Source organism: Hahella sp. HNIBRBA332 (assembly GCF_030719035.1).
Classification (GTDB): Bacteria; Pseudomonadota; Gammaproteobacteria; order Pseudomonadales; family Oleiphilaceae; genus Hahella.
The window spans coordinates 2,292,258-2,317,712 of sequence record NZ_CP132203.1; the positions used below are offsets into that span (position 1 = coordinate 2,292,258).

16 protein-coding genes are annotated in these 25,455 nt (G+C 57.8%); 2 read left to right on the plus strand and 14 right to left on the minus strand.

The features are described from left to right. Positions 1–34: 34 nt before the first annotated feature. The 7 genes from epsI to epsL all read right to left on the minus strand — a co-directional run bounded on the left by epsI (position 35) and on the right by epsL (position 7,097). The gene (gene epsI / locus O5O45_RS10620; RefSeq protein ID WP_305905193.1) at positions 35–715 is read right to left on the minus strand and encodes an exosortase-associated protein EpsI, B-type; all 681 of its coding nucleotides are present in this window, start codon (positions 713–715) and stop codon (positions 35–37) included. Continuing rightward, positions 708–1,586: an exosortase B gene (gene xrtB / locus O5O45_RS10625; protein ID WP_305905194.1), complete on the minus strand. Its 879-nt coding sequence runs from the start codon at positions 1,584–1,586 to the stop codon at positions 708–710. Before xrtB ends, epsI begins: the two co-directional genes overlap by 8 nt. 29 nt (positions 1,587–1,615) lie before the next feature. Further along, positions 1,616–2,485: a chain length determinant protein tyrosine kinase EpsG gene (gene epsG / locus O5O45_RS10630; RefSeq protein ID WP_305905195.1), complete on the minus strand. Its 870-nt coding sequence runs from the start codon at positions 2,483–2,485 to the stop codon at positions 1,616–1,618. Beyond that, positions 2,485–3,933 (minus strand): chain length determinant protein EpsF, encoded by a 1,449-nt coding sequence (gene epsF, locus O5O45_RS10635; protein WP_305905196.1) that lies wholly within the window; start codon positions 3,931–3,933, stop codon positions 2,485–2,487. The genes epsG and epsF overlap by 1 nt, the downstream gene beginning before the upstream one ends. A 28-nt stretch (positions 3,934–3,961) precedes the next feature. Continuing rightward, a complete protein-coding gene (gene epsE / locus O5O45_RS10640) occupies positions 3,962–4,798 on the minus strand; it encodes a polysaccharide export protein EpsE (RefSeq protein ID WP_305905197.1) in 837 nt (278 codons plus the stop codon). Between the two features lie 15 nt (positions 4,799–4,813). Next, positions 4,814–5,764, minus strand: a complete 951-nt coding sequence (locus O5O45_RS10645) for an EpsD family peptidyl-prolyl cis-trans isomerase (RefSeq protein WP_305905198.1) — start codon at positions 5,762–5,764, stop codon at positions 4,814–4,816. Positions 5,765–5,873: 109 nt separating this feature from the next. Continuing rightward, positions 5,874–7,097, minus strand: a complete 1,224-nt coding sequence (gene epsL / locus O5O45_RS10650; protein ID WP_305905199.1) for an XrtB/PEP-CTERM-associated polysaccharide biosynthesis outer membrane protein EpsL — start codon at positions 7,095–7,097, stop codon at positions 5,874–5,876. A 452-nt stretch (positions 7,098–7,549) separates the two neighbouring features. On the opposite strand from epsL, the gene O5O45_RS10655 reads away from it, so the two are divergent. Next, a complete protein-coding gene (locus O5O45_RS10655; RefSeq protein ID WP_305905200.1) occupies positions 7,550–7,843 on the plus strand; it encodes a hypothetical protein in 294 nt (97 codons plus the stop codon). A 128-nt stretch (positions 7,844–7,971) separates the two neighbouring features. Here O5O45_RS10655 and O5O45_RS10660 read toward each other — a convergent pair whose 3' ends face one another. Then, positions 7,972–8,649 (minus strand): PEP-CTERM sorting domain-containing protein, encoded by a 678-nt coding sequence (locus O5O45_RS10660; RefSeq protein WP_305905201.1) that lies wholly within the window; start codon positions 8,647–8,649, stop codon positions 7,972–7,974. 710 nt (positions 8,650–9,359) lie between these two features. Between O5O45_RS10660 and O5O45_RS10665 the strand changes: the two genes are divergently transcribed. Continuing rightward, on the plus strand, positions 9,360–10,106 hold the full coding sequence (locus tag O5O45_RS10665) for a hypothetical protein (protein ID WP_305905202.1): 747 nt from the start codon (positions 9,360–9,362) through the stop codon (positions 10,104–10,106). Between the two features lie 119 nt (positions 10,107–10,225). Here O5O45_RS10665 and O5O45_RS10670 read toward each other — a convergent pair whose 3' ends face one another. The 6 genes from O5O45_RS10670 to O5O45_RS10695 form a co-directional block, all read right to left on the minus strand. Beyond that, entirely contained in the window at positions 10,226–11,077 is an 852-nt protein-coding gene (locus O5O45_RS10670; protein ID WP_305905203.1) for a 3-hydroxyacyl-CoA dehydrogenase family protein, read from the minus strand. 49 nt (positions 11,078–11,126) lie between these two features. After that, positions 11,127–11,834: a GNAT family N-acetyltransferase gene (locus O5O45_RS10675; RefSeq protein ID WP_305905204.1), complete on the minus strand. Its 708-nt coding sequence runs from the start codon at positions 11,832–11,834 to the stop codon at positions 11,127–11,129. Between the two features lie 120 nt (positions 11,835–11,954). After that, positions 11,955–12,779 (minus strand): thioesterase II family protein, encoded by an 825-nt coding sequence (locus O5O45_RS10680; RefSeq protein ID WP_305905205.1) that lies wholly within the window; start codon positions 12,777–12,779, stop codon positions 11,955–11,957. Next, positions 12,772–13,881, minus strand: a complete 1,110-nt coding sequence (locus tag O5O45_RS10685) for a cupin-like domain-containing protein (RefSeq protein ID WP_305905206.1) — start codon at positions 13,879–13,881, stop codon at positions 12,772–12,774. Before O5O45_RS10685 ends, O5O45_RS10680 begins: the two co-directional genes overlap by 8 nt. A 12-nt stretch (positions 13,882–13,893) precedes the next feature. Then, complete coding sequence (locus O5O45_RS10690) at positions 13,894–18,885, minus strand: SDR family NAD(P)-dependent oxidoreductase (protein ID WP_305905207.1); 4,992 nt, start codon at positions 18,883–18,885, stop codon at positions 13,894–13,896. An 83-nt stretch (positions 18,886–18,968) separates the two neighbouring features. Further along, the gene (locus O5O45_RS10695) at positions 18,969–25,454 is read right to left on the minus strand and encodes an AMP-binding protein (protein ID WP_305905208.1); all 6,486 of its coding nucleotides are present in this window, start codon (positions 25,452–25,454) and stop codon (positions 18,969–18,971) included. Position 25,455 lies beyond the last annotated feature (1 nt).

Genomic DNA, 25,455 nt, shown 5'->3' on the forward strand with positions numbered 1-25,455 from the left:
GGTTATTTACTGCGTCAACCTGTTATGTGAATCCTTACTGAGTCAAACCCGCCAGGCGTTGCCGCGACGCCGGCGATATTTCCGTTAAAAGCGCGTCCACCAGCTCCCGCTGTTTCTTGAACGCACGCATGGGATCTTTATCCACGGAGGACACGCGAAACAGCAGTCCGTCCGGAATGAAGCCACGAAAGCCGTAGCTGATTTCCTTTAATTTCTTGTCGACTTTGTTGGCGATGACCTTCTCGCCCACCGTCGCCCAATAGGTGACCGGTTCATGCCGTTGTCCCTGGGAAGTCAGCAGCCGGGTGATGCGAATCTGCCCGTAGTCGGTCTGCAACAGCCCGGAGGTCTTGTCCGCCAAAGTGAAGCCCTGGGCCGGATAGCAGACTTCCGGATAGTGCATTTGGATGGCGTCGCGCTGATCTTTCCCATAAGCAATGGAAACCATTACTCGGTAACCCGATTCGTCCACATAGGTGCGGGACAGCGTCTGGTTATAAATCCGATTGATAGCCTGTCGGGTTTGCGGATCGACAATCTGGTTGGTGGATTGCACGACTTCGCGCCACCCGCCGAACACTTCAGGAATCATGGCGTCCAGCTTCACCTTGGCGATGTGATCAGACAGCATTTCACTTGGCGTCAGAGCGTATGCCGACAACGCCGATATCACCATGGCCGCGCAGGCGATCAGACTGGTCTTGTGATTACGCATTGGCCTGTCTCCTCCTTGTCGCTGGTTTCAGCGCCAGCTGCAGAATCGAGTCGACGCCGATAATGAGCAACAACGCGCTGACAAACAGCACGATGCCGGCGAATCCGTGCAGAAACCCCTGCCCCGCTTCATCGCCGTAATGATAGGTGATCAAGGTCAGCGCCAGCACTCTGATGAAATTGGCGACGAATGAAATCGGAACAATAGCGATAGCAAGGGCGACGTTACGCAAAATCGACTCATGCCGCACGATATGCAGATAAAACAGCCCCATCGCCTCCAGGGTAAACAAAGTATGCAACCCCGCGCAGGCGTCGGCGATCAGCAGACGGTATTGGCCGACCTGTAAAATCACTCCTGATCGGGATACCGGATATCCCGCCCAATAAAGCACCTGATCCACGGACCAGGACACCGCCGTTTTCATGGGCAGCGTGAGCGCGCTCACCAGCGGTCCCGGCAAGGGCGCCATAAAGATCATGAACAGCAGCGGAAACCACATCATTTTCACTGCATCGCGGCCTCGCAACAGCAAAAGCAGTCCCGCGACCACCGGAATCTGCGAGCCCACTTCGAACAGCAGGATGTCCTGGGACCGCCCCAACACGTAGAGAATCAGGCCGCCGCCAAGAGCGACGCAGCCCTCCAGGGAAGCGGGCGCGCACTCAAGCTGGTGGATGTCCTGGCGTTTTTTCCAGAAAAACCACAGCACCAGAGTGAGGATAATCGGCTCATGCCCCTGCTCGCCCGACCTCCATATAGCACCGGCCAGATCGTAGTAGGTGGGCAGATAAAGCACGACAACGCCTAATAGTACGGGCGACCATTCGCTAATCGCCGGAATATGGGGTCGGGTGATTGTCTGCTGCATGATGTTTCAGTGCTTCGCGCGCGTGAGTGTCAGGTTTTGTTCAAAAGACTCCCGGCGATGGCGACGCCGTTTTGCTCCAGATTCGCCACCAGGGATTTGAGGCCTCTGACGGCGGTTTTGTGCTGGTTCGCCACCACCAGCGCCCCGCCCGCCTGTGCGGAAATCGGCTGCGCGTCGGAGACCGACGATGCCGGCGGAGTGTCGAAGATGACAATGTCGTAGTGCTCTTTCAGTTCCTCCACCAGGCTGGCGAAACGCGGCCGGCTGAGCAACTCCTGGGGATTGGGCGGAATCGCCCCGGCGGTCATCAAAAAGAGCCCCTGCAGGCCTTCTATCCGCCTCACCGCCTCCCGCCAGGGAATGCGGTCGGCCAGAACCGTGGAGAAACCAAACTTATTTGCGCGCTTGAACAGCTCATGCTGCCGCGGCGCGCGCAGGTCGGCGTCCACAATCAGCGTGCGTTCGCCCAGTTGCGAGAACACCACCGCCAGATTGGCGGCGACAAAGCTGCGCCCCTCGCCATGGTTGGCGCTGACCACCGACAAGGCTTTACGCCCGTTCTGCGCGTCGAACCAGCGCAGCAGTAATTGGCTGCGCAGCGCCCGCAGTTGTTCAACGATATGACTGAACGGATTGAACGCAGCGACTACTTCCTGACTGATGCGGTCATCGGACGCGTGCAAATAGGAGTAGACAAACTGCCGCGACAGAGCGAACTGAATGTCCTGCTCTTCCAGCAAACCCAGTTGCATGGCGGCGTCGCCGAAGCGCAGACCGGGTTTGCTTTGCTGCAAGCGCAGAATCTGTTCGGCGTCGGCGGGCTCCAGTCGCCCACTGTCGATCAATATGGCGCCAATGGATGGCGAATGGCTGCTGAGGCTTTGAGCTTCCATAGTCATCAGGCTTCTCCCGCCAAGGGATAAGAGCCGCCCGCCATCGCCCCGGTTTTCAGTCCTGACGGTCTGGCGGTATCGGTCTTCCCTTCTTTTTGCTTCATCATGGATACCGGCGCTTTACTCAATTGCGCCAATACAGGGACGCCAAGTGCGGATTGCAAGTCCTCAATGGAACGCACTACAGGGTTGCGTAATTCCAGAATCAGCGCCGCGCCGACAGACAACAGTCCCCCCAGCATCACCGCGATGACAAGATTGAGGAACAACATCGGCTTGCTGTGCTTGAGGGGCGGCGACGCCGGCGTCAGTATGGAAACATTGGTCTGCACGGTTTGCGCCTCCAGCTGACTTTGCGTGAGGCGCTGACTGATGGCGTCGAAATCCCGCTGCGCGGTTTCCACCTGATGGGACAGAATCTGAATCTGATCATGCTGGCTTTTCAGCTCAAGCATTTTCTTTTTCTGCGCTTCGATGGCTGCTTTCAATTCCGCCTGCTTGGCTTTGCTGACGCGTCCCACGGTGGAAATGGATTCCGCGATCTTGGCGGTTTCCATGCGCAGCCGCGACTTCATGCTGGCCAGCTCGGAAGCAGCGCTTTTGTATTGAGGATGGTTGACGCCATAGTCCTCGGACAACTCCTGCAGCCGCGAATCCATGCGCGCAATGTCGGTCTTGAGCTGAATTATCAGCGGGTTGCGCATGATTTCCGGCAGCGTATCACTGCCTTGATTGAAGCCCTGCTTGCTGGAGGAATCCGTGCCTTCCGCCAGGGCCAGACTCAGCTGCGCAGTCAACTCGCCCAACTTCTGGTTTTCGAAATCCAGGCGATCATTGGTCACCACGATACCGGTTTTCTGCTGAAAGTCGGACAAGGCTCTCTGCGCTTTTTGCAGCCGTTCGCGCTGGATGTCGTATTGTTGCTCAAACCAGGCGGCGTACTTTCTCGCCGGCTCCGCCCGCAGATCGATAGTGGTGTCGATATAGGCTTGTGCGAATGCGTTGGCGGCGGTGGCGGCGAAACGGGGATCCGTGGCGCTGAACTCCACACTGATGACATTGCTTTCCCGGGCGGGACTGACTTCCAGGCTCTTCTTCAGGCCCGGAGCCAGCCATACGGCGATGGTCCCCTGCCCGCCGGTTTCCTCCAGCCACTTTTCACGGGTCTCCGGGTTCTCGTCGAGCTTGAGCAGCCGCACCACGCCCTGGGCGACGCGGTCGCTGGTGATGATATCCATCTGCGTCGCCATATAACCTGGCGACATCATGCCTGGCAGCACCATGCCGACAATACGGTCGGGCGTCTGCACGTCCAGCACCACAGTGGTGGAGGCCGTATATTCTTTAGGGATGAGCAGGCTGACTACGGCGGTGGTCGTTATCGTGGCCAGCAAGACGCTCAGCACCACCCAGCGCCGCGCCCACAGAACCAGTAATACATGTTTCAAGGTCATTACTTATCTTTCCTGGAACAGATCTTTCCTAGAACAAACTTTCGCGAATGTAGATAACGTCATCGGCGCGCACGAGGTCGTACAGCTCCGACTCTTTCAACTCCACGTCGCCTTTGGCGTCCTTGCGATACACCTTGATGCCGCTATCAGTGCCCCGCAGGCTGATTCCCCCGCCCTGGGCCAGGGCCTGTTGTACGGTCATGTTGCGCTCGACCCGGTAGACGCCGGGACGTTGCACCTCGCCGTAGATGTAATACACCGGGGCCTTATCCACAAAGATCACGTCGCCGCCGGCCACCAGGATGTTATCGTTGCGCTCTCCCTGGGCGAAAATGGCGGGGAAATCCACTTCTCTGTGGAACGGCCTGCCCTCGCGAATCCCCGACACCACGACAATGTCGGAGCCTGACGGGGTGACGCCGCCAGCCATCGCCAGCACGTCGGAAAGCCGGGTCTTTTGCGTTTCCAAAGGAAAACGGCCGGGCCGGCTCACCTGCCCCAGCACCGAAACCTGGTTGCCGCGAATTTCCAGTAACGTAATGGTGACCTGGGGGTCTTTCACGTACTTGCCCTGACGCAAGCCGGCGGCGATTTGCTGCTCCGCCGCCGCCAGGGTTTCTCCGCCCAATTGCAGACTGCCGATCAGCGGGTAAGTAATACTTCCGTTTTCCGAAATACGGGTGTCCAGAGTCAGGTCCGGTTGTTGAAATACGTTGATGCGAATCGCGTCCCCGGGGGCCAGGCGGTAATTCAGGCCAGCGACCTCCGCCCCAGCCGGCGTGAACACAATCAGCGTCAACAGACACAGCACTATCTTTGTTCGCATTTGCGTCAATTGCATGACGTAAGAAAATAAAGCTTCCATTTTTTTCAGGCGCCGTTACGCATCATTTCCCAGTTGCATAGAAACGGCGTCGGCATTGCGGATATCCTCTCCGCCTTCGACGCCGCTGTTTTCAATTCCTTTCTCCCCGTCTGCCCCAGGGATGGCGAGCCGCTTGAAGTCGCCGACATACTCAATGGCGGCGCTGTTTTTTAAGCGCTCCACTTCTTCGGTAACGGTTTTTTGTACCTTCAGATTATGAAGAAACTGGGTAATACGGGATTTGGCGTCCTCTTCCGACACTGGCCTTTTCTGCGAAGCGGCCACCCTGACGACAAGGTAGTTGTTGGGCCCCTGGAACAGCGTCATCGCGCCGTCTTCAAGCTTGGCCACCTGGGTCAACAGATCCAGACCGATCTGCTCTGCGGAGCGGTTCGCCGCGTTGACGCGATATTGGACGCCCTCGGATTTTAACCAGGACACGATGTCTTCCAGCTGCCCGGCGCTACTAACTTTATCTTTAAGCGGCTCAAACAGATCATCCCGAGGCTCAATGGCGACTTCCTGCAGGCTGTAAAGCTTGCGCTCGGCGAATAACGCGGGATGGTCTTCGTAATACTGATGAATTTCTTCTGCGGACGGTTGTGAAAGCGCGCCGATCACCTGCTGCAGATACGCCCGGGCGATGATGCTTTTCTTCATGGATTCTATCGCCATGACCACGTCAGGGTTGCGGTCCAGCTTGAGTTCCAGCGCCTTGTCGTAGGCGACTTGCTGCTCCACCAGCTCATCCAATGCCTGCGCCCGCGCCGAGTCGGAGCTGTCGCCCTGGGAGGGCTGCTTGGCGAGTATGGCGTTAAGCTGATGAATAGAGATTTCCGAGCCGTTGACTTTGGCGACCACCTGGGTTGCGTCCGTCGCCTCGCCTGCGCCGCCGCACCCGGCCAAAGAACCCGTCAGGGCGGCCAGAAAGACTACCTTCGGAAAGGAAGTTCTATGGAGAAACATTGCTAAATCCTTTAGTTAATATGTGCGGCGCGATTGACCACACAGTTACACATTCCTACATGTGGGCTACATACTAAACCTAAAAATTTTTCAGTGATAGTGATTCTCACTAAAAAGTAAAGGTTAACGATAACGTCGCCATATCGCTGATGAAATCAGCATTCGGTTGACTCGAATTGCGCTTCTCCCGTTGCAGCGCGGCGCCTATCAGGACGCAGTTGGCGGGGGTCCAATCACCCCCTACAACCAGCGTTTGCAAGCGGTCTTTTCGCCCATCCAGGTCAGCCAGCAAACCTCCCTCATAGTCCCTTTCTTCATAGCGCCAGCGGGCATGCAGACTCACTTTGGCGGAGTAGCGCCACAACGGTCCGATGGAGATCAGGCGCCGCCGATAATAGCTGCTGTTATAGTAAGCTTGACTCGCTGTCACCTTACCGACGTCAGTAACCGGCGAACTTTGATAGGACACGAGACTTTGTTCAACCGCGGCGGTCACACTGGTTGATCCTGTCCATTGATAATCCAGGCTCAGCGCGCCAATGCCGCCCTGATAGTCTCTTTCACCGTAGTGGTCATGCTCGCGATCGACATATCCCAGGCTGCCGCGGATTTTTGATTTGCCGCTGAAGATCCACAGGAAGCGCATTTCCACCAGGCTCTGTTCGAAACCGGAATCCACACGATCCGCTGTGCTGATCACGCGATTGGCGTAATCGCCGTCCGTCTTGCGTAGAAACAAAGAAATAGTGCTGCCGGAAGGCGTCTCATAGCCCACGCCCAGTTCCAGAGAATCAGACTGATAGTCCCCTTCAACGCGGTACAACGAGCTGTTTTCCTGCTCGTAATGAGCGCCGCCGGCCAGCAGTCGCCAACGCCCGACGACACGCCAGTCAGCGTCCAGGTAATAGCGGCGCCGGGTGCGGATATTCTGTTCGGTTCCGGAGAAGTCGGCGAAGCTGTTGATGGATTCGTTGTAGTCGGCGCCGAGCACGCCCTGCAAGCGGCTGGTCGCCAGCCAGTCCCAGGCCGCTTCGGCTTCCCAGGCGGAGTAATCCAAGTAGTCGTAATGATGGTAGCGGTTGTCGGAAAACCGGGCGTCCAGTTTCAGGTTTTGACGCGAAAGCGACTGCTCGCCGCTGATCGCCGCGAAGGTGGACACAATCTGTTCATTTCTTGCGTTGTCGGAGGTTGACCGAAACAGGTTGTCTTCATGACGCAGATAGCTGCCTGTGCTGAATTCCCAGGCGTCTCCGACTTTACCCTGCGCCGCTGTGCAGTATAACAATGACAGGCCCGCAGTAATCCATGCGGTAAGTTTGATCGGACAGAACATTGCAATTCGTCACTCACATTAAGAACGCGATCCTGCGCTCTAAAGAATATTAAGGCGGACGCCGAACACAGTGCGCTGAAGTCGTGAATGACCTGAATGAAAAGAATCGAAGCCATGACGCACGCTTCAAGCGACGGAAAATCCAAGATCCATGGATGGCGTCTGTGTAGCACCAAGCGAGGGCCATTCTAGAGGAGATTCCGTTTCCTTACTATTACGAAATAGGATACTTACTATTACGAAATAGGATGCTCTTATTACATAAAGAGGATAACTCGGCGAAGCGGGTTGCAAGCCCGCAGCCTCTTCCCGGTGGGCCGCGTTGAAAATAGAGGTTTGCGCAACGACTCCACATCGAACCGAGATGAGCTAGACTGGTTAGGTTAAGCGGTTGAACAACAAAACAGGCCATAAGGGACCACAAAAAGCTGTGATTAGGGAGAACGAAAAGGATGACTCAATCTTTGATTGACGGCGACTGGCGCAAGCTGCTGATTGACGACAACGTGAGCGAAGAGCCCAAGCAACAGGTTATCGACGCCAAGCGCAGGCAACTGCAGGACCTCAAAGCAAGACCGGACGCTCCTGTCCAGGTCCGGCGTTTGATTATCTCCGCCTGCGATGCGCTGGAACGTTTGAAGGGACATCTCGGCGCGGAGGAGTTTTATGTCTACTACGGGCGTCTGACCGATTTGCTCAGAGTCATTGGCAAAGAGCTGGAGGTGTGCGGCATCGCCGTCGATTAGCTGGCGCCGCGCAGGCGCATATGAGAGCGGGAGTATTGGTCGCCCATGTCTCCCGCTTAGGTTTCAGACTATCTATTCATCAGACAAATAACATCCGTCTATTTGTCTGCCAATGACCATAGCAGAGCTTACGCTTTCTGGCTGCGCCGACGGGCCACGTATCCAACGATACCCAGACCAGCCATCCACATGGCGTAAGCGTCAGCTTCAGGAACCATGGTTACAGCGGCTGTGCCGAACTGATTGGATGCAAAGTAGACGTCGCCGATCAATATAGAGTCAGTGGCGCCATTCAAGTTGAGATCGATTTCACCAAGCTTGGTTTTCCATCCATCGAAAACACTGCTGTTGTAAGCGCCGATAATGCCTTCGTTCGTCGGGCCCGCATACCATTGAAAGCTGGTAATATTGCCGTCCACGATGGTCAATACGCCGCTGTCGCCGTCCTGCGTATCGTCTGGGGTCCAGGTGACGCCGTCCGGCGCCTCCTGACGGGTCCCTTCAATACCGCCAAGCATGCCGCTCACAATCGCCAGATTCAGGCCATTGGAGTTGAGGCTCACCTGGTGCGTACCTGTCAGGTAGTTATCGAAGTTGGGAAGAATAATCTGACCCAGGAAAGTCGCGTAGGATGCATCCTCCATGAATAGGTCAGTGTATTCGTCAATCGTTTGCTGGCTGTGATAGTTCGGGTCAAAAGTCAGGTCGACGCTTCCTGAAAAATCAAAAACCAGTGTACTGGCGCTAACGCCCATACTCACTGCTGAAAGCATTGTCGCCAGGACTGCCCCTCTAAAAGGATTCATGTTTAACTCCTTGTTTTATTGGGTTGAGGTCCATTTCCATAGGCGATACTAAGTTTCTAACTAATACGACTCATAATAGAAATACGACGTCGCCGACATGAATAATACTCATTCGTATAAAAAGAAAACAACTGTTGACACAATAAAAGTCAAATAACCGTTACATGGTTTTTCATTGGGTGGTCAAGATGTCGAGCGATGTGATAAAGCGTTCTGAATCAGGCCGGCATCCATTGAATCGCCTGTCTGAACAGGGTCTACCAATGGTTGAACGACGTCATCAGTACTTAATACCATATCCCCCCCCGAAGCCCTCTAATAATCCGTGCTGTATTTGGCTTTGAACGGGTCTACGCCCCCCTGCTCGCAGGGCTTCATTCCATTTTTTATCAGGACGCCGCCATCGCTTATATATATCGGGTTTTCTTTTTATCTTTTGAAAAAGATAAATCAGATATGTATCAATCAGGTTACGGTTACATAATTATTTTTTAACTTATTGCAGGTCTCTCTATATGCATGGCCATCATAATAACTGGTTATAAATTCGCCTTGTAAACGCACTCTTTATATAAATTATTAATAAAAATAACCTGTTGCAAATTACCTCGTCACATGGGCAATAACGACTCCCCTACCGGGTCCGTGGATTTGGACTAAGCTGATGGAGTCGGGTTGTTTTGTTCTATCACTGGAATAAGGAAATGGCTATGAGCAACTATGTGATTGGCGGCTGGACGCAAAACCCTGCAGACTCTTCCCCTCAAAGCTTCTCTTACACCATGTACGGCATGGTGACCAACCTTTCCGGACTCACCACCGGGACGCCTCAGTCCCCGGGGTGGAGTCCGGATACCACCCCAGCGCCCGGCAGGTCGGGCAAAGTGCTGTGGACCTACGGCGGCGGTGGCTGCACGCCGAACAACATGCCGCAGAACGCGGCGGAAGTGAGCGCCATCGTCAATGCGACCCAAACCAAGAACTGGGCCGGCGTGGATTTTGATGACGAGTGCTACATGAACGTGGACATGCTGGTTGAGACGATGAGCAAGCTGAAATCGCTCAATAAGGAGTGCAGCTACACCTTTCTCGCTGGCTGGGATTACAACAACCCCGGCGCCTCCAGCGAGGGAACCAAAATTAATCAGGCCGTGCAAACCATGGCGCAGTCAGGGGCGGTGAACCGCTTTTGCCTGATGTGCTACGCCGCGGCCATGTGGAGCATGAGCGATATTGAAGCCAATGTCGGACCGGCCATTAAACGCACCATGGCTAATGGCGTTCCCGCCAAACAGGTGATCTTGGCGCTGACGCCCGCCGGCCTGAATCAGCAGAATCTGAGCTACTTTCTCAATCAGGTGACGCAAAACGGCATTGGCGGTCTCTTCATCTGGGACTACCCTGCCATGCCCAGCAGCTACCTGCAGCAGATTGAGCAGACCCTGTTGTCTGCTTAGTTATCTGCTTAAAAGTCAGGTTAAACGACAGGACCAATACAGGGCCTGACATGTGCAGGCCCTGTCGTTGCAGCCAAATAGAAGGAAGCTATTTGTCTGCCTGATTAATCGCGTGAAAGTCAGTAAGAATAGAACCCTTTACCGGTCTTGCGACCAAGGTGACCTGCGTCAACCATGCTGCGCATCAAAGGACAGACCCGGTATTTCGAATCCTGAAATGTCTGATAAAGCACATCCAGTGAGTTCACTACTGTATCGACGCCAATTAGATCCGCGGTTTCCAGCGGTCCCATTTTATGACCGAAACACTCCTTGAAAATCGCATCCACATCCGCTGGTTTGGCTATTCCGTCCTGAATGGCGAACGCCGCTTCATTCATGAACAGGTGGGAAATACGGTTGGAGACGAAACCTGGGCCATCTTTCACCACCACCGCTTTTTTGCCCAGCATCGCCAGCATTTCCAGGCAACGGTCTTTGGTTTGCTCTGAGGTATTCAGGCCCAGTATCACTTCCACGGTATGTTTCAGGTAAACCGGGTTCATGAAGTGAACGCCGATGACCTGCGCCGACGTTTTATGAAAAGACCCCAGCTTGGTAATGGGAATACAGGAGGTGTTGGCCGCCAGAACGGCGTTGGGCGCAATAAACTCGGCCATGCGGGTATACAGCGCCTGTTTAAGCTCGATGTTTTCCGGGATATTCTCCACCACGAACGCGCAATCAGAAATCGCATTCAGCTCATTCGTCCAGCGAATGTTGTCCAGAATATCCTGTGGTTTCTTCCCTTTCGCCAGTGGGCTGAACAACGGCGCGTAACCCGCCGTCTCCAGCACGCGCGCCCGACTTTGCTCACAGGACGGCTCGTCTTTTTCAACGACGACGACGTTATGGCCGCGCAAAGCGCAATCAAACGCCAGACTGGACCCAATATTACCGCCGCCGATCACGGCAATGTTTAGTTTTGACATACAAACTTCTTCCTTGTTGTGCTTTAAAAATCTGTTTTCCGTTGTCTAATCAGGCAGCGGAATCCGGCGAGATCACTTCCCACCTGCCGAACCAGGTCAGCCCGACCGCCTTGGCCAGAGACGCCGACGCCTGATTATCGAACTGACAACGGTACTGGGGTTCGTACCCCTTCTCACTGGCGCGTCTGCAAATAGCGCGCACCACTTTACGGGCGTATCCCTGGCCTCTGAAGGGAGGCAACGTCAGCACGCCCAGATCCGCGATGCGCGCCTGATCGCCGGGATAACTGTCCCAGGGATACATGCTGGCGGCGCAAACCAGACGGTCGTCAACAACAGCGCCGACGACTTCCCAATGATCCAGCTCGACATAGGCGTCATCCAGGTCCTGCTCTGTCGCAGCCCCCTGAAACTGGTTGAAGATCGCTTCATCCTGAATGCTCAGAGGACGGATGCAATTCTCCGAAGCTTCCTGCATCAATGTGTTTTTATCCTCCGCAGAGAAATAGAAAATCTCATCGGCGCCATGCAGCGCCACTCCCGCTTCCTGCAGCTTTTGACGCAGGTCAGCCGCCGACAGGCCGTCAAGCTGGTAGAAACCCAGCTTATCCGCCATCGCCGGCGTCATGACCGTCATGACGCGCCCGTCCGCGGTTTCCAGCACCATCAGCCGTCTTTCCTCCGGTAACGCCGCATTGGCGACCACAGTCAAACTCCCGGACTGGAGCAGAACCTCTCCCCTTGCAAAAGGGGTCATCCAAAAGTCCATTATCGTTGATGAAAATACAGACATACTTCTCTCTCGACTTCGTTGTCATTAATTCGACGGACATATAACGTCCTTCTATTTGTCGGCAAACCACAGGATCTGCGTAGGTCAGATCCTGTCTCCCCAGTTCATCGCCGCGCTTTCCGGCAGCTCTCCCAGAGAAAGAGGTTGAGCCTGTAACTGCGCCAACTCCCCGACCTGGGCTTCAATCCATGGAACCACGTTTGTATCAGCGAACAGGTAAAAGTGGCCGCCGGTAAACACCCGCTGGGTCAGCGGCGCGGCGAACGCCCGCCCCCATCCCGCCAGACGGGGAACCGGCACGCGACTGTCGCAATCCCCTCCCGCAATATAGGCCTGAACGTCCAGCGGCGGCTTCGGCATGCCGGCCAACGCCGCCAGCAACGTCAGATCATTGCGCATCACCCCGATCACATAGGCGCGCAACTCCGGGTCCGCCAGCACTTCCGGCGGCGTGCCTTCGTACTGCTCCAGCAGACGCAGGATATCGTCATCAGACAGCGATTCCCGGGGTCTTCCGCGCAGGTCAATGGGATCGATATAGCCGCGCGCGGAGAGCATCACTCCCAGACGCATCTCCGGCGCTTCGCGCCTGAGTCGATGGGCAGTCTGGTAGGCAAGCTCAGCGCCCAGGCTGTGGCCGCATATCATCAAAGGCTTGTGACGCCCCAGCCCCAGTCGTTCGATGGCATTCATTATCTCGCCAAGAGTGACCTCGGCGTCCGCCGTCAGGGGATCCAGAAAGCGTGAGCCTCTCCCCGCCAATTCCAGGCAAAAGACTTCTATCGAATCGGACATTTTCTGCGCCAGTTGCATGTAGCTGTAACTGGAGCCTCCCGCATGATGCATAAACAGCAACTGCGCGGCGGCGTCCGGCCTGTTGTGCGCCGCAAACAAGACTGAATCAGACAAGGCTAACCTCCTCCTTGGCGTCAATCATGGAAGCGGAGGGTTTCTGATATACCCGTTGAAACGCCGGCGCCGCCGCAATAGGAGCGCCAGCGATCCACCCCGGACCGCGCGCGCTTTTGAATTTGAAATAGTCGTCATACTCCTGGCTGGTGACGAAGTTATAGGTCAGGGAAATGCTGGGCGACAGGGTGTGCACCTCATGGGTCAGGCCCTTGGGAATCAGCATGATTTCTCCCGGCTCCAGATCGAAGCGCCAAACCCTGTCCGCCTGCCCGCCAGGATCATTGCCGGCGGCGGGCGAATGGGGGAACGATCGTCCTTCCGCAAGGGTTCTGGCGGCGCCCTCCAGAGACGAAGAAAAGATCCAACCCGCCTTTTTGCCCACTACCTGACACAACACGGCGTTGGTGCGCATGCCGTCCACATGCAAACGGGTGCAGGCTCCCGGGGCGGAGAAATACAGCCCCCAGTCCTGACACATCCGCCTGTTCGGCTGCAACGAGCCCATCTGCACCCAGGGAATCCTGTAGCCGCTCCGGGGCAGAAAATAAGGTCGGCTCCAGTGCCGCTGAATGCGCTGAAACGCGAGAAAGCTGAACGACTGCGTCTTGACGCGATGCCCAAATCCCCAAGTGAACAGCAGGTGCTTGAGAAAAGAGTCATAGGTATAGCGCAGATAGTCCAGGTCATGGCGCATGCATCCCAGCTCAACCTCCGGCAGCGAAGCGATTTGCCGCAGGTAGGCGCGCAACTCGACATTGTCTTTCGGTTTGAACCCCGCATCCTGCAAGCGTACGGACAGGTCGCCGAATTCTTCGCAGAAGAAGTCGAAGCTCCAAAGCTGGTGCGCCGGCCAGTCCTGCAATCCATCTGCGACAATGACGGGTTCACTACGCATCAGGTAACGCTCACTGAACTCCGCCGAGTCAATATCCGACACTTTTTCCACCTGCCGGTAATCCGCCGCCTGCAGCCGCGACGCCGCATCGCTCTCACTGATCAACGGCTGCGCTTCCCGTTTGCGCCGATAAATGCTGGCTTCTTCATAAGCCCATAACGCCACATCGCCCAGCGCATTGCATACATCGCCAATAAAACTCATGACCGCCCTTCCCTAAAAATCAAACTCTAAGTCCACATCCCTTTCCGCCGATTGCGCGGCGTCAGATCGAACGGGTTGGTAATCGAGATTTTGCAGTAAGTCCTGCACTTGCGTTTCCGGATCCGCGAGAATGGACGCCACCAGTTCGAAGTAGTATTTGAACAGCGCCAGTATCGTCGCCTGTTCGAACATGCGCTCGCGATACTGAATAGTGCAGTCGAAGCCGTCCCGGGTTTCGGACACCTCCAGCACCAGATCAAACTTCGCGGTGTCCGAACTCACATCAAGTCGCGACAACCCGGCGCCCTGCCCCTCCTCAGCCGCGCCGTTCAGGCTTTGCGGCAAATAGCCGAAAACCACGTCGAACAGAGGATGCTTACCCTGACGATGCTGACAATAGGACTCTGCGCTCAAGTCCTGCAAAAGAGCGCTCATCGGATAAGTTTGATAGGGCGCGCATTCAGACCACTGTTCATTGAGGTCCAGCAGGTAGTCCGTCGCCGGGAAATCCGCTTCCGGCTCCAGCTTGAGCGCCAGCATGTTGACCAGATACCCGACCAGTTGCATTTCTTCCGGCTGGGTGCGTCCGGTGACCGGTACGCCAAGCAGGAAGGAATCCGCGCGCGCCATCTTGCTCATCAGCACGCCGAATGCGCCCAGGAAGAATGTAAAGGTCGGCAGCCCCAGTTCATCGCACAACTGTTTGACGTTGTCACTGACCTGCGGTGAAAGCGACCGGACCAGCGTCGCGCCCTGATTGCTGACGGACTCATCGCCATCGTCGCAATCCTCCATCCGGGGCAACGCCAGAGGCGCCGGCAACGGCAATAAGTTGGCGAGCCAGAACGCTTTGTCCTTGCGGATCTTTTCCTCATCTTCAGCCGCCTGTCGCACCTGACGGAACGCCGCGTAGCTGTATTCCAGAGGAGGCATGGGCCGACCGGCGAGCATGTTTTGCAGATCTTCAGCGAGAATGCCGAGAGACACGGCGTCGCAGACAATATGGTGGACGACGATCAACACTTGATGAGGCCTTGCGTCAGTGCTGGTTATCAGCATGGCGCGAATGGGCAGCGTGGCGTGCAGATCGAACGGCATGGCGGCGAACTGCTCCAATCGAGCGCGATTTTCCGCCTCAGTCGAAGCGGTTTCGAATACCGCCAGGCTGGCCTTGGCATGGATCTGGGGCAACATCATCAGATCCGCCCCCTGTCGCTTGAACAAGCACTTCAGCACCAGATGTCTGTCCGCCACCTGCTCGATCGCCGCCGCAATGGCGGTTGGGCTGTATGACGCGGGACACTCAAAGGCCACCGGCATGTTATAGCTGGCGTCCTGATAAGTGGTCTGATGTATGTACAGCAGCTCCTGATCCGCGCTCGCCAGTATAGGCGCGGCGGGATCGATCTCCAATGCGGTCACTGGCGCGCCCTCCTGCTCCAGCAGACATTGACGCTCAATTTCCCGAATGGTCGGTTGTGCGAAAAAGTCCTGAATAGCGATCCGCTTGCCCAGTTTTTTATATACTTTCTCCGCCATCACGATGGTTTTGAGACTGTCGCCGCCCAGCTCCATAAAGCGATCGTCGACGCCCACGCCTTCCACGCCAAGAATACCGCTCCAGATGGCCGCAATGTCCTGCTGCAATGCACTGTCTGGCGCGACGAACGCCGCCCCCACCGTGGCGGGCCTTGGCTTCAGCTTGATGTTGCTGATCGCGGAAACTGGATGGGCGCCACTCGCCGGGCGCCTGCCGCCCCAGGCATACAGGCGATCGGTGAACTGTCCGGCGGAGAAGATCTTTTGGTTCTCGCGGTCGAACTCGCGCAAACTGCGTTCGAACAAGGCGGGAAATTCCGCTCCCAGCAGGGCCGTTTCGTTGGCTCCCCAGGCGTTTGCATCTTTGCGGGACGCCTCCTCAAAGTGAACGGTCTCCCAGTTCACCGCCACCCAGCGGGGCGCATCGGGTTTGCTGTTTTGCCGTTGACACCAGCCGTCCAGAAACAGGTTCGCGGTCGCATAAGGCGCATGGGCGATTCCGCCAAAGAACGCGGACATGGAGGATGTGACAAAGCACATCTCGACAGGAACGTTTGCAAACACGCGCGCCAGCACCTGCGCGACCCGCGCTTTCGGCCCCAGTTGCGCCTGATAATGGTCTGCATTGAGCTGCGCAAGTGGCGCAAAGGAGTCGCCATCCGTCACCCCGGCGGCGTGAATCACCACACTGATTTCGCCCAGACGTTGGCGAATGGACTCAAACAACGCCAGAGCGTCGTCTTCCGCTTCCAGCGCATAGGGAAACATCTCTACTGCGCCTGCGCCGGCCGCTGTGAGTTGTTGCCGCAGGCTTTGCATGGCGGGCGAATCCGCCTGTTGACGGGTGATTAAAGCCAGGCGTCCCTGAAAACGCTCCGCGATGGTTTTCGCCATCGCTCTGGCCATTCTGCCCCCTGCGCCGGTGATCACGAAGGTCGCGCCCATGAAGCGCGATTCTTCCAGCACCTCATTTTCGTCTTCGTCAGGACAGCGAAAATCCTCCACGTAAAGTCCGTCTTCACTGAGTTTGAGGGGGCCATGCATGGGCGCCGCCAGCACCCTGGCGAGCGCCGCCGGCGTCCATTTCTCACTGGGATTACAAATCCCCAGACAGGCGCACGTAATACCGGGTATTTCCTGAGGCGCCACTAACGCCAGCGCTTTCAACGCAGCGGTCGTCAGCACTTGATCGGCCTCCTGCCGCAGATCAGCGTCTCCCGTCGAAAAGACAGGCGCCAGCAGATAGATGTGTACGGACGCGTAGCCTGAAAAGTCAGTATCCGCCAGGCCCCTTCCCAGTTCAGACAGGGCGCGCAGGGACTCCGCGGCCATTGCGACGCCATCCGCAGGGAAAGCCAGCGCCAACGTCAGAGATTGCCCGCTGCGCGCTCTAGCGGAAAGCTCCGTCAATGCGCTGCGCAGTTGGACAGGACACAAGGGGTTGCAGTCGAGAACTTCGATATTATGACGTGAAAGCCCCCCCGTCAGCGCGTCTGACGATGGCGGGGCGAGCGCCACCCGCCGGCCCTCCTGTTGTTCTTGCGCTCTGGGGAAGCGTATGGGTTTCCAGAAGGGCGTCAGCATACCCGCCGCGTTTTTGGAGAGGCTCCTGCCTTCCGGCGCGGACAGTACTTCTGCGATGCGTCCCCAGGTTTTATCCGAGACATGCCCCGCGCCATGATCGTCACGGGCGAAAGCATATCCCGGAACCTCTTTCAGAGGCTGCCCGGACAGGCCGCCGAATAAAGACGGCGGCAATTCCTTACTGGCGCCGGAGAGCCATTTTTCGATGCCGTCGTTATCAAGGGGAGCCTGCTCCCCATTCAGCGCTTCCGTCATCTGCGAGGCCAGAGTCGAATAAATCAACGCATGCCCATCATCTTCCTCCGCGAGCGCCAAATAACGTTCGATTTCCCGCATCAGGGCGAATTTGGAGTCCGCCGCCAGCAGAACTCGACAGGAGAAACTATGACGCTTGCCCAGGGTATGGGAAAGCGCGCGCAGATCAATGCCGTCCTGCGTCACCAGCCACTGGGATACGGACTCCAGGTGCTGCGTCAACGAGGCTTTATTGACGGCGGAAAAAGGAAAAAACAACCGCTCGGCGCCCGCTGCCTCAATAGGCGTCTTCGCCATCAGCGGCGCATACTCCTGCAGGACGATATGGGCGTTGGTTCCGCCTATGCCGAAGCTGCTGACGCCCCCGGTGCGCAGTTTACCTTCCTGCGCCAGCCAGGGTTCGGCGCACGTGTTGATATAGAAGGACGACTTTTCAAAATCCAGTTGCGGATTGGGACGTTGGAAATGCAATGTTGGCGGGATGAGACCGTGTCTGAGCGCCAACACCATTTTGATGAAACCGGCCACCCCGGCGGCGGAATCCAGATGTCCGATATTGCTTTTAACCGCGCCCAATGCGCACTGATTAGGTTCGCCTCTGTTGGCGTGCGCCTCGCCAAATACTTCCCGCAACGCCATGAACTCAATGCTGTCGCCCAGGCCGGTGGCGGTGCCATGGCACTCGATGTAATCCATATCGGAGGCGTCCACTTCCGCCAATTGCAGCGCGGCGCGAATCACCTCCGCCTGCCCTTTCACGCTGGGCGCGGTATAGCCGACTTTGCGGGCGCCGTCGTTGTTGATGGCGGAGCCCTTGAGAATCGCCCAAATAGGGTCGTTGTCGGCGATGGCGTCTCCCGCCCGCCGCAACACGACAGCGCCCACACCGCTGCCGAACACGCTGCCGCTGGCGTCGGCGTCGAATGCGCGGGTTTTGCCGTCCTTGGAAAACAGCATGCCATCCTGATAGAGGTGTCCATTCTGTTGCGGCAGCAGCAGGCTGACGCCGCCCGCCACCGCGAAGTCGCACTCGCCGTTCAACAGACTCTGCACCGCCTGATGGATGCTGACCAGACTCGTAGAGCAGGCGGTCTGCATGGTGAAACTCGGGCCTTCCAGTCCCAGTTTCCACGAAATCAGCGTGCTCATGGCGTCTTTATTGGACAACTGCGACGCCAGAAAACCGCCAACGTTATCCACCTGCTCGGACAACATCGCCTGCATGGTCCACTGCACCGTGCTGCGGGCGCCCAGGAATAAACCAATATTACGACCGCGCTTATCCGGGTCCACGCCGGCGTTCTCCAGGGCGTGCCAAACGCATTGCAGCATCAGGCGGGTTTGCGGGTCCATCAGCGCGGCTTCCGCCTGACTGTATCCGAAGAATTCCGCATCGAAATACTGTGCGCCGGCCAACACGCCATTGGCTGGCACAAAGTCCTTATTACGGATTTTATTTAGGTCGTGACCGGCTTCGAGCAACTCGTCTTCACTGAAATGAGAAATGCCGGCCACGCCCATGAGCAGATTTCGCCAAAACGTCTGACAGTCGTCAGAGCCGGGAAAACGGCCGGACAAACCAATGACGGCGATATCCAGATCTTCTCTAATTTCTACAACACTCATAATTCCATACCTTGTTAAGTTCTCAGACGCCGCGGGCGCCTGATGCAATCCCTGTGGTCCTCGCCATGTTCTGCGCCAGCGTTTCAGACTGGCTCGGACAGCGCCTCTAACCGGGCGTCCGCCTGGGATGAAGTCGCATCCAGAAAGTCAGCGACGCCAAGCGCTTTCATAAAGTCAAAATGTCCGCCCCTTACGCGGCGGATCGAGACATGCTTCGGCGCCGCCTGGATCAACGCCGCTGCGCTGTCTCCATCGGCGTCTTCGGACAAAAAGACGGATACGGGCGCGTAATTCAGCGGAGACGCCGACAAGCGCTCCGGGAACGTCGCGCCCCGGATTAACTGGTGCTGCAATTGGTAGTAACGCCAGTCCATAAACAACGCCGGGAAGGTGGCGCGCAATGACGCTTCATCCAACGCGTCGCTCACCGTCGCACCGGCTGCGTCGCCCGTCAGCGCAGCGACATCCCGGAAGAACGCCAGAAACTCCGCGTACAGTTCCGGGCCCTCAAACACCGTCGTCTGCAGATTGGGATCCAGAAACACCCACTTCGCCACCTGCCGGGTGAAGTCAGCAGACTGCGCCCGCAACGCCGCCAGCATCTCCGCTCCCAGGGAATACCCGCCCAGCCAGAGAGGACGTGCGGATTGCTCTGCGTGTGTCGTCGCCAGGGACGCCAATGTTCCCGTCAGCGCCGTTTCCAGATCGGCCGGCGTCATATCGATAACGACATCCGGCTCCAGGGTCAGCACGGAGACGGTCACTTTCCCCGCCAGCGCATCCGCCAGCGCCTGTAGCTCAACCAGGCCGCCCAGCGCGGGAGGCAGCAACAGCAGTCTGGGGGCGCTGGGGACGTCCTGATTCAACAGGCGTTCGGATATAACGCCGCTACCCTCAGGGCGCCGGCCGCGGCGATTCGCAATCAACGCCCACTGCGCCCCCAGAGTGGCGTTGCGGAACACGTCAACCGGACTGAACGGAACGTCAAAGCGCATCTCAACCTGACTGGCCAGTCGCACTGCGCTCAAGGAAGAGCCGGATACCTGGAAAAAGTCGGAATTCGCGGTCAAGGTTCCCTGATACCCCAGACACTCACGCCAGCAGTCAACCAAACGGGCCAGCGCTTTATCCTCCTGCGGGCTGATTTCATCCAACGCCGTCTGCGCGCAATCACGCCAAATCAGATACATGCTGACGATTTGCGCTCTATCCAGCTTGCCTGTCTCCGTCCTGGGTAAGCATGGGACCGGGAAAATCGCGGAAGGCAGGTGCGACCGGGGATAATGGCGCGCCAGATGCTCCTGCAGCCCTGACCAGCCTTTCTCCTCGCCTTCTATCGCCAGCACCAGACAGGCCTCCGGCGTACCCGCCTGCGCCACCGCCGCTCCCGCCGCGATGACCCCGGGATGCCGCCCCGCCCGGCCTTCCAGCTCTCCCAGGCCAATGAAGTTGCCGCGTACTTTGCAACTGTCGTCCATGCGTCCTTTGAGGAAAAACTGGCCACTGGCGTCCACCATGGCTATATCCCCGGTGCGGAAATACAGGCCCTGATCATCCTTTCCGAACTTCTGCGCGGTCTGCTCCGCTTCGTCCAGATAGCCATGCTGCGCAAAGTCACCGTAGATCAGCAGCTCGCCCCACTGCCCCGGGCGCAGACGACGGCCCTGCGCATCCACCACGGCGAAGGCGACGTGATCAAGGGGCGCGCCAATGGGCAGCATCGCTCCCGGCTCCATGTCCGCGCAGTTCGCCATGGATACCGCGATACAGGTTTCCGTCGGGCCATAGCTGTTCCAGATCTGCGTGCGCGCCAGCAGACGATTGATATCGCCAAAGGCGAGAAAGTCTCCTCCGCTGATGCACACGCTGGGAAGAGGCAGGTTGTCCATGCGGTTCCAGGCGGAGAACAGCGCGGGCGCGGCGGAAATGACATCAGGCTGGCGCAAAGTCAAAAAGGCCCGCGCCTTGCGTTCGTCCAACAGGCTGTAGCGATCGACCACCAGACTGGTTCCCTGCAGCGCCCAGGCCAGCAGGACTTCTTCCAGGTATCCGTCAAAGCTGGGGGAAAACTGCTGAACCACTTGCGCGCCTGGCCGCAACGCCAGGGTGCGGACCAGCGAGTCCACATACTGCGCGACTGACTGCGTCGCGACGCAAATGCCTTTGGGCCGGCCAGTGGTGCCGGAGCTGTACAGTATCCATGCGACAGGATTGGCGGCGAGAGGCTTCACGCTCTCAAAGGCGCGCCAGTCGAAGCCAGCGGCGGTGATCGCATCGTCCGCATTCACCCCGTCCTCCCCATTGATCACTATGTCCGGCTGCGCATGCCGTATCACTTCCTCTACACGCGCCTCCGGCGTCCCCTGTTCCAGGGCCAGATAGGTGGTTCGCGTCAGAAAACACGCCGCCAGGAACGCCTGCAGCCGGCGCCCGGGACGACCCAGGATCAGCCCGCGGCGAATCCCTGGGTGGTTCAGGCGCTCCGCGTAAGTCGCGGTCAGCGACGCGAATTCCTCCCAACTGAGCTCGCCTTCGTCGTCAATGACAGCGGGGCGATCAGCCAGGGTCAGAAAACCCTGCCGCAATATGGCTTCTATCGACGGATACTCTTCACGTCGTCGCACTGGACGGAACGCCCGGGCGGCGATGTCATCGGAAATGAGCAGCGCCTGCAATTGCGGCGTTGAATCGTCGCTCAGCGTTCGTCCCAGGATATCGCGATAGCTTGCGGCAAGTGCTGCGATCCGCCCCTCCGTCAATGCGGCGGGCTGATATTCCAACGTCAGTCGACACTGATCTCCGCTGTGGCTTACCGTGAGATTCAAGGGACCATGGGCTTCTCTCTCCGGGTTGTCGCCGGCTAGCGCGTCGCTTGCCTCTTCGGCTTCAGAACTCGCCTCTAACGAGTCAAAATAGGAATAGGCGACATTAAGCAACGGATTGGCGCCAAACACCCTCGGATCATGGCGCAATAACGCAAACACCTCCTCCACAGGGAAGAACAGCCGTTCCGTCGTTCGCCACTGCGCTTCCGTCAGAGACTTGAGATAAGCGGCGAAATTTTCGCCGTCGCGATCAAAGCGAAACGCGCAGGGAGACAGAGAAACGAACATGCCCACGGTGGTTTGCGCCGGAGACGGACGGAATGCATTCGCCACGGAAATGGAGAACGCATCGCTGCGACCTTCGCGCGCTACGGCCAGCCCCCATATCCCCAGAAAGAACACCGCCGGTGTCACACCGTGGTGGGCGCACTGGCGGTTCACCGCCTCCATCTCCGTCGCGGACAAGGTCCAGGAGGTATATTTCACGCCGTCTTCGTCGTCCACGGCCCCATGACCGAAAGGATCAAAGTCGAGTCCCTCCAGGTAATCTTTCCAGAACGCCTGCGCCTCCCGCCAGACTGGTTGCTCACGGGCTTCCGCCAACGCCTGCGCGTAACTGCGGTAATTCAGGCCGGACAATGGCGGCTGTTCGCCCCGCAGTAACTGCTCGAACTCAAGCTTGAGGATTTCCATGGACGGCTTGTCCACCAGAATGTGATGAATCTGCAGTTGTAGCCGCGCCCGCTCCGTTTGCAGATCCAGCAGACGCCCCCGCAGTAATGGCCCTTGCTCAAGGGCGAATCCCTGCGCCCAGGTCTCGTCCGTCGCCCTCAGTATCTGCTCGGCGCTGAGCGTGGCCAGCGCCTCGGCGAAGGGCCTTCCTCGCCCATCGAGAGGATAACGCGTGCGCAAAATAGCATGACGGTCAAGCAAGGCCTGAAGCGCTTGCGTCACGGCGTCGCCCGCAATTTCCTGCGGTATGGGCATGTCCAGTTCCAACACATAGGCCATGGATTCCGGATGCAGACGATACTGTGCGTACAGCCGGGCCTCCTGAGGGGATAGCTCGCCCCTGACCACATCGCCGGCCTCGGCAGCCTTTTCCAGCAGGCTGGAAAAAGCGTCCGCCGCGTCTGGCCGCCGTCCGGCGCAACGGGCGTCTATCAACGCCGCCAGGCTGGCGATGGCGTCGTGCTTAAAGAACTCCAGCAGGGACACCGCCTGGCCGAATTCCTGCTGTATTTCCGCCAGCACCCTGCCCGCCCGCAAGGAATGCCCGCCCAATGCGAAAAAGCTCTTATCCGCGCCAATAGCCGTGGCATCCAACTCAAGATGGCGGGCCCAGCACGCCGCCAGCCATTCCTGAGTCGGCCCGTGCGGACGAGGCCCCGCATCGACAGCGGCGTCATTGAGCGCTTGTTTCAGCTTCTGACGATCGAGCTTGCCGTTGCGGTTCATGGGCAGCGCCGGCGTCAGAATAATCTGGCTGGGAATCATGTAAGCGGGCATCCGCAGGAGCAGCGCCTCACGCAGATGTCGCTCAGATAGCGTCTTGTCCGCCGCCACGATGAACGCGCCCAGGCGCGCATGACCACGGCTGTCGGCCATGCCGATCACCGCCGCCTGAGATACTCCCGGCAGACCCAGCACGACTTTTTCTATGGCGTCCAGCTCCACGCGGAAGCCATTTACCTTCAGCTGACGGTCTTTGCGTCCCAGAATTTCCAGTTCGCCGTCCGTATTCCAGCAGCACAGATCGCCGCTGCGATAGTAGCGCCCTTGCAGGCGTCCGGTATTCAGCTGTAAGAACGCTTTTTCGCTCAGATCAGGCCGTTTCAGATAACCGAGCCCCACCCCCGCGCCGCCGATCAACAGCTCTCCCGGCGCGCCTATGGGACAGGGCTGCATCGTATCGGGAAACACCACCACGCATTGGTAACCATTGAATGGCTTGCCGATGGTTATCTTCTGGTCATTGTCCAGAATTGGCTGACAGGTGGTGAGTACGCCGGTCTCGCTCGGCCCATAGACATTAAACAGCGCATAGTTGTTTTTCTGAAAAGCGCGAAGACTCTCTCCGCCGAAATACAACTGTCGCAGGCCGGGAATATCGCCCAGCGCCATGATGTCTTCCGCCAGCACGGTTGTCGTAAACATCAGGTCGATGTGTTTTTCACGCAGGAATTCAGCGCACTTCGTCGCGTCGGCGCGCGCCTCCTCCGGAGCGATGACGATCACCACGTCTTCGGTCAACGCCAGCACGCACTCAAGGACAAAATAATCAAACGTATGATTGGCCAGAGAGGCGACCCGGGCGTTTTGGGTTGGGTAAAGCGCCCGCTTCTCCTGGCAGATATTGAGCAACGCCCTGTGCGTATTGACGCAGCCTTTGGGTTTGCCCTCGCTGCCGGAGGTAAACACCACGCACAGCGCATCGTCCAGCTGCGCTGCGAGCCCCTTGTCGAAGTACTCTTTTGAACCGGGGGATAAGTCTGAACCAGGGGATGAGCCTGAACCAGGGGATGAGTCTGGACCAAGGATTGAGGTGGACGTTATCGCATCGCCTTCGTAAGCAGGCAATATCACTGTCCGACACCCCAGTGCGCGGAGACCCGCCTGCAGATGTTCACAGCCAGCCTCCAGCAGTAGGGTCTGTATCTGGTGCGTCCTGGCGATATCGAGCAGCTGTTCGACAGGAGTGACATGGGACTGCAGACAAAACGGCTTGCCGACCTGCATGCACAGCATCGCCGCCAGCGTCGTTTCCACGTTTTTCGCGCCGATGATCAGCACGCAGTCTCCCAACGCCTCCCACTGAGGCCACTCGGGCCTTTGGAGCAATGTATCCGTATAGGCCCGCAGCTGGTGAAAGTTCACCGTCCGTTCGCCGCATTCCAGAAACACCTGCTCACCTCTATCGCGGGTCGCCGCCGCAATGGCCTCGGCGACATTGCGATAGCGCAGCGGCCTGGCCGGCGCGGGCGTAGACAACTCATCAATGCGCGCCTGCTCCGCAACGGGAATCCAGGGCATGGACGAGAGCAAGGCGCCGGGTTCGAAAGCCATGGCTTCCATCAGCGTCAACAGGCGCTGCTGCAGCAGGGAAATCAATGCTGAATCCACCCGCCCCGGATGAAAGCGCAGATGCAATTGCGTCAATTCAGGGCGCGCCTCGATCCAGAGGCAGAGCGTATAGGCGGAGGCGTCAATATCCGCAAAGGGCTCCAGGGTTTCCGAGTAGCCCGCCAACACCTGCGGTCGCGCCGGCGTTGCGTCCGCCACCGCCTGGGGAGACAGACCTGCGGTCAGCGCCGCGACGTGCTTCCACTGTTTCAGTTCAGCGCCGATCAGATGTTTGACTGGCTGCTGCAACTCCGCCTGCGCCACGCGCCACACAGAGGGAAGGAGATAGACGCCGGCGGTGTCCGCCGCCATGTCCTGCGCTCCTATGGCCCAGGCCAGAGCGCCTTGCGGTTCCCGGCCGTGCAGAAACGCCAGATATTTGAGGCAGGCGGAGAACAAGGATAGACGATGCAACGGTGACGCCGACGCCATTCCATAGATCCGCGTGTTGAGCGATTGCGGGAGTGCGCAAGAGAGCGTAGTCGTGGCGTCTGAAGCCTGCGCGGAGGATTTCGCCACAAAAAAAGGACACCCCTGATACGCCACGTCCAGTTGTTGACGGACATAATCTTTGAGGGCTTGTTTCCGTGCATTCAATGCAATGGGATCATTAGAGAGCATA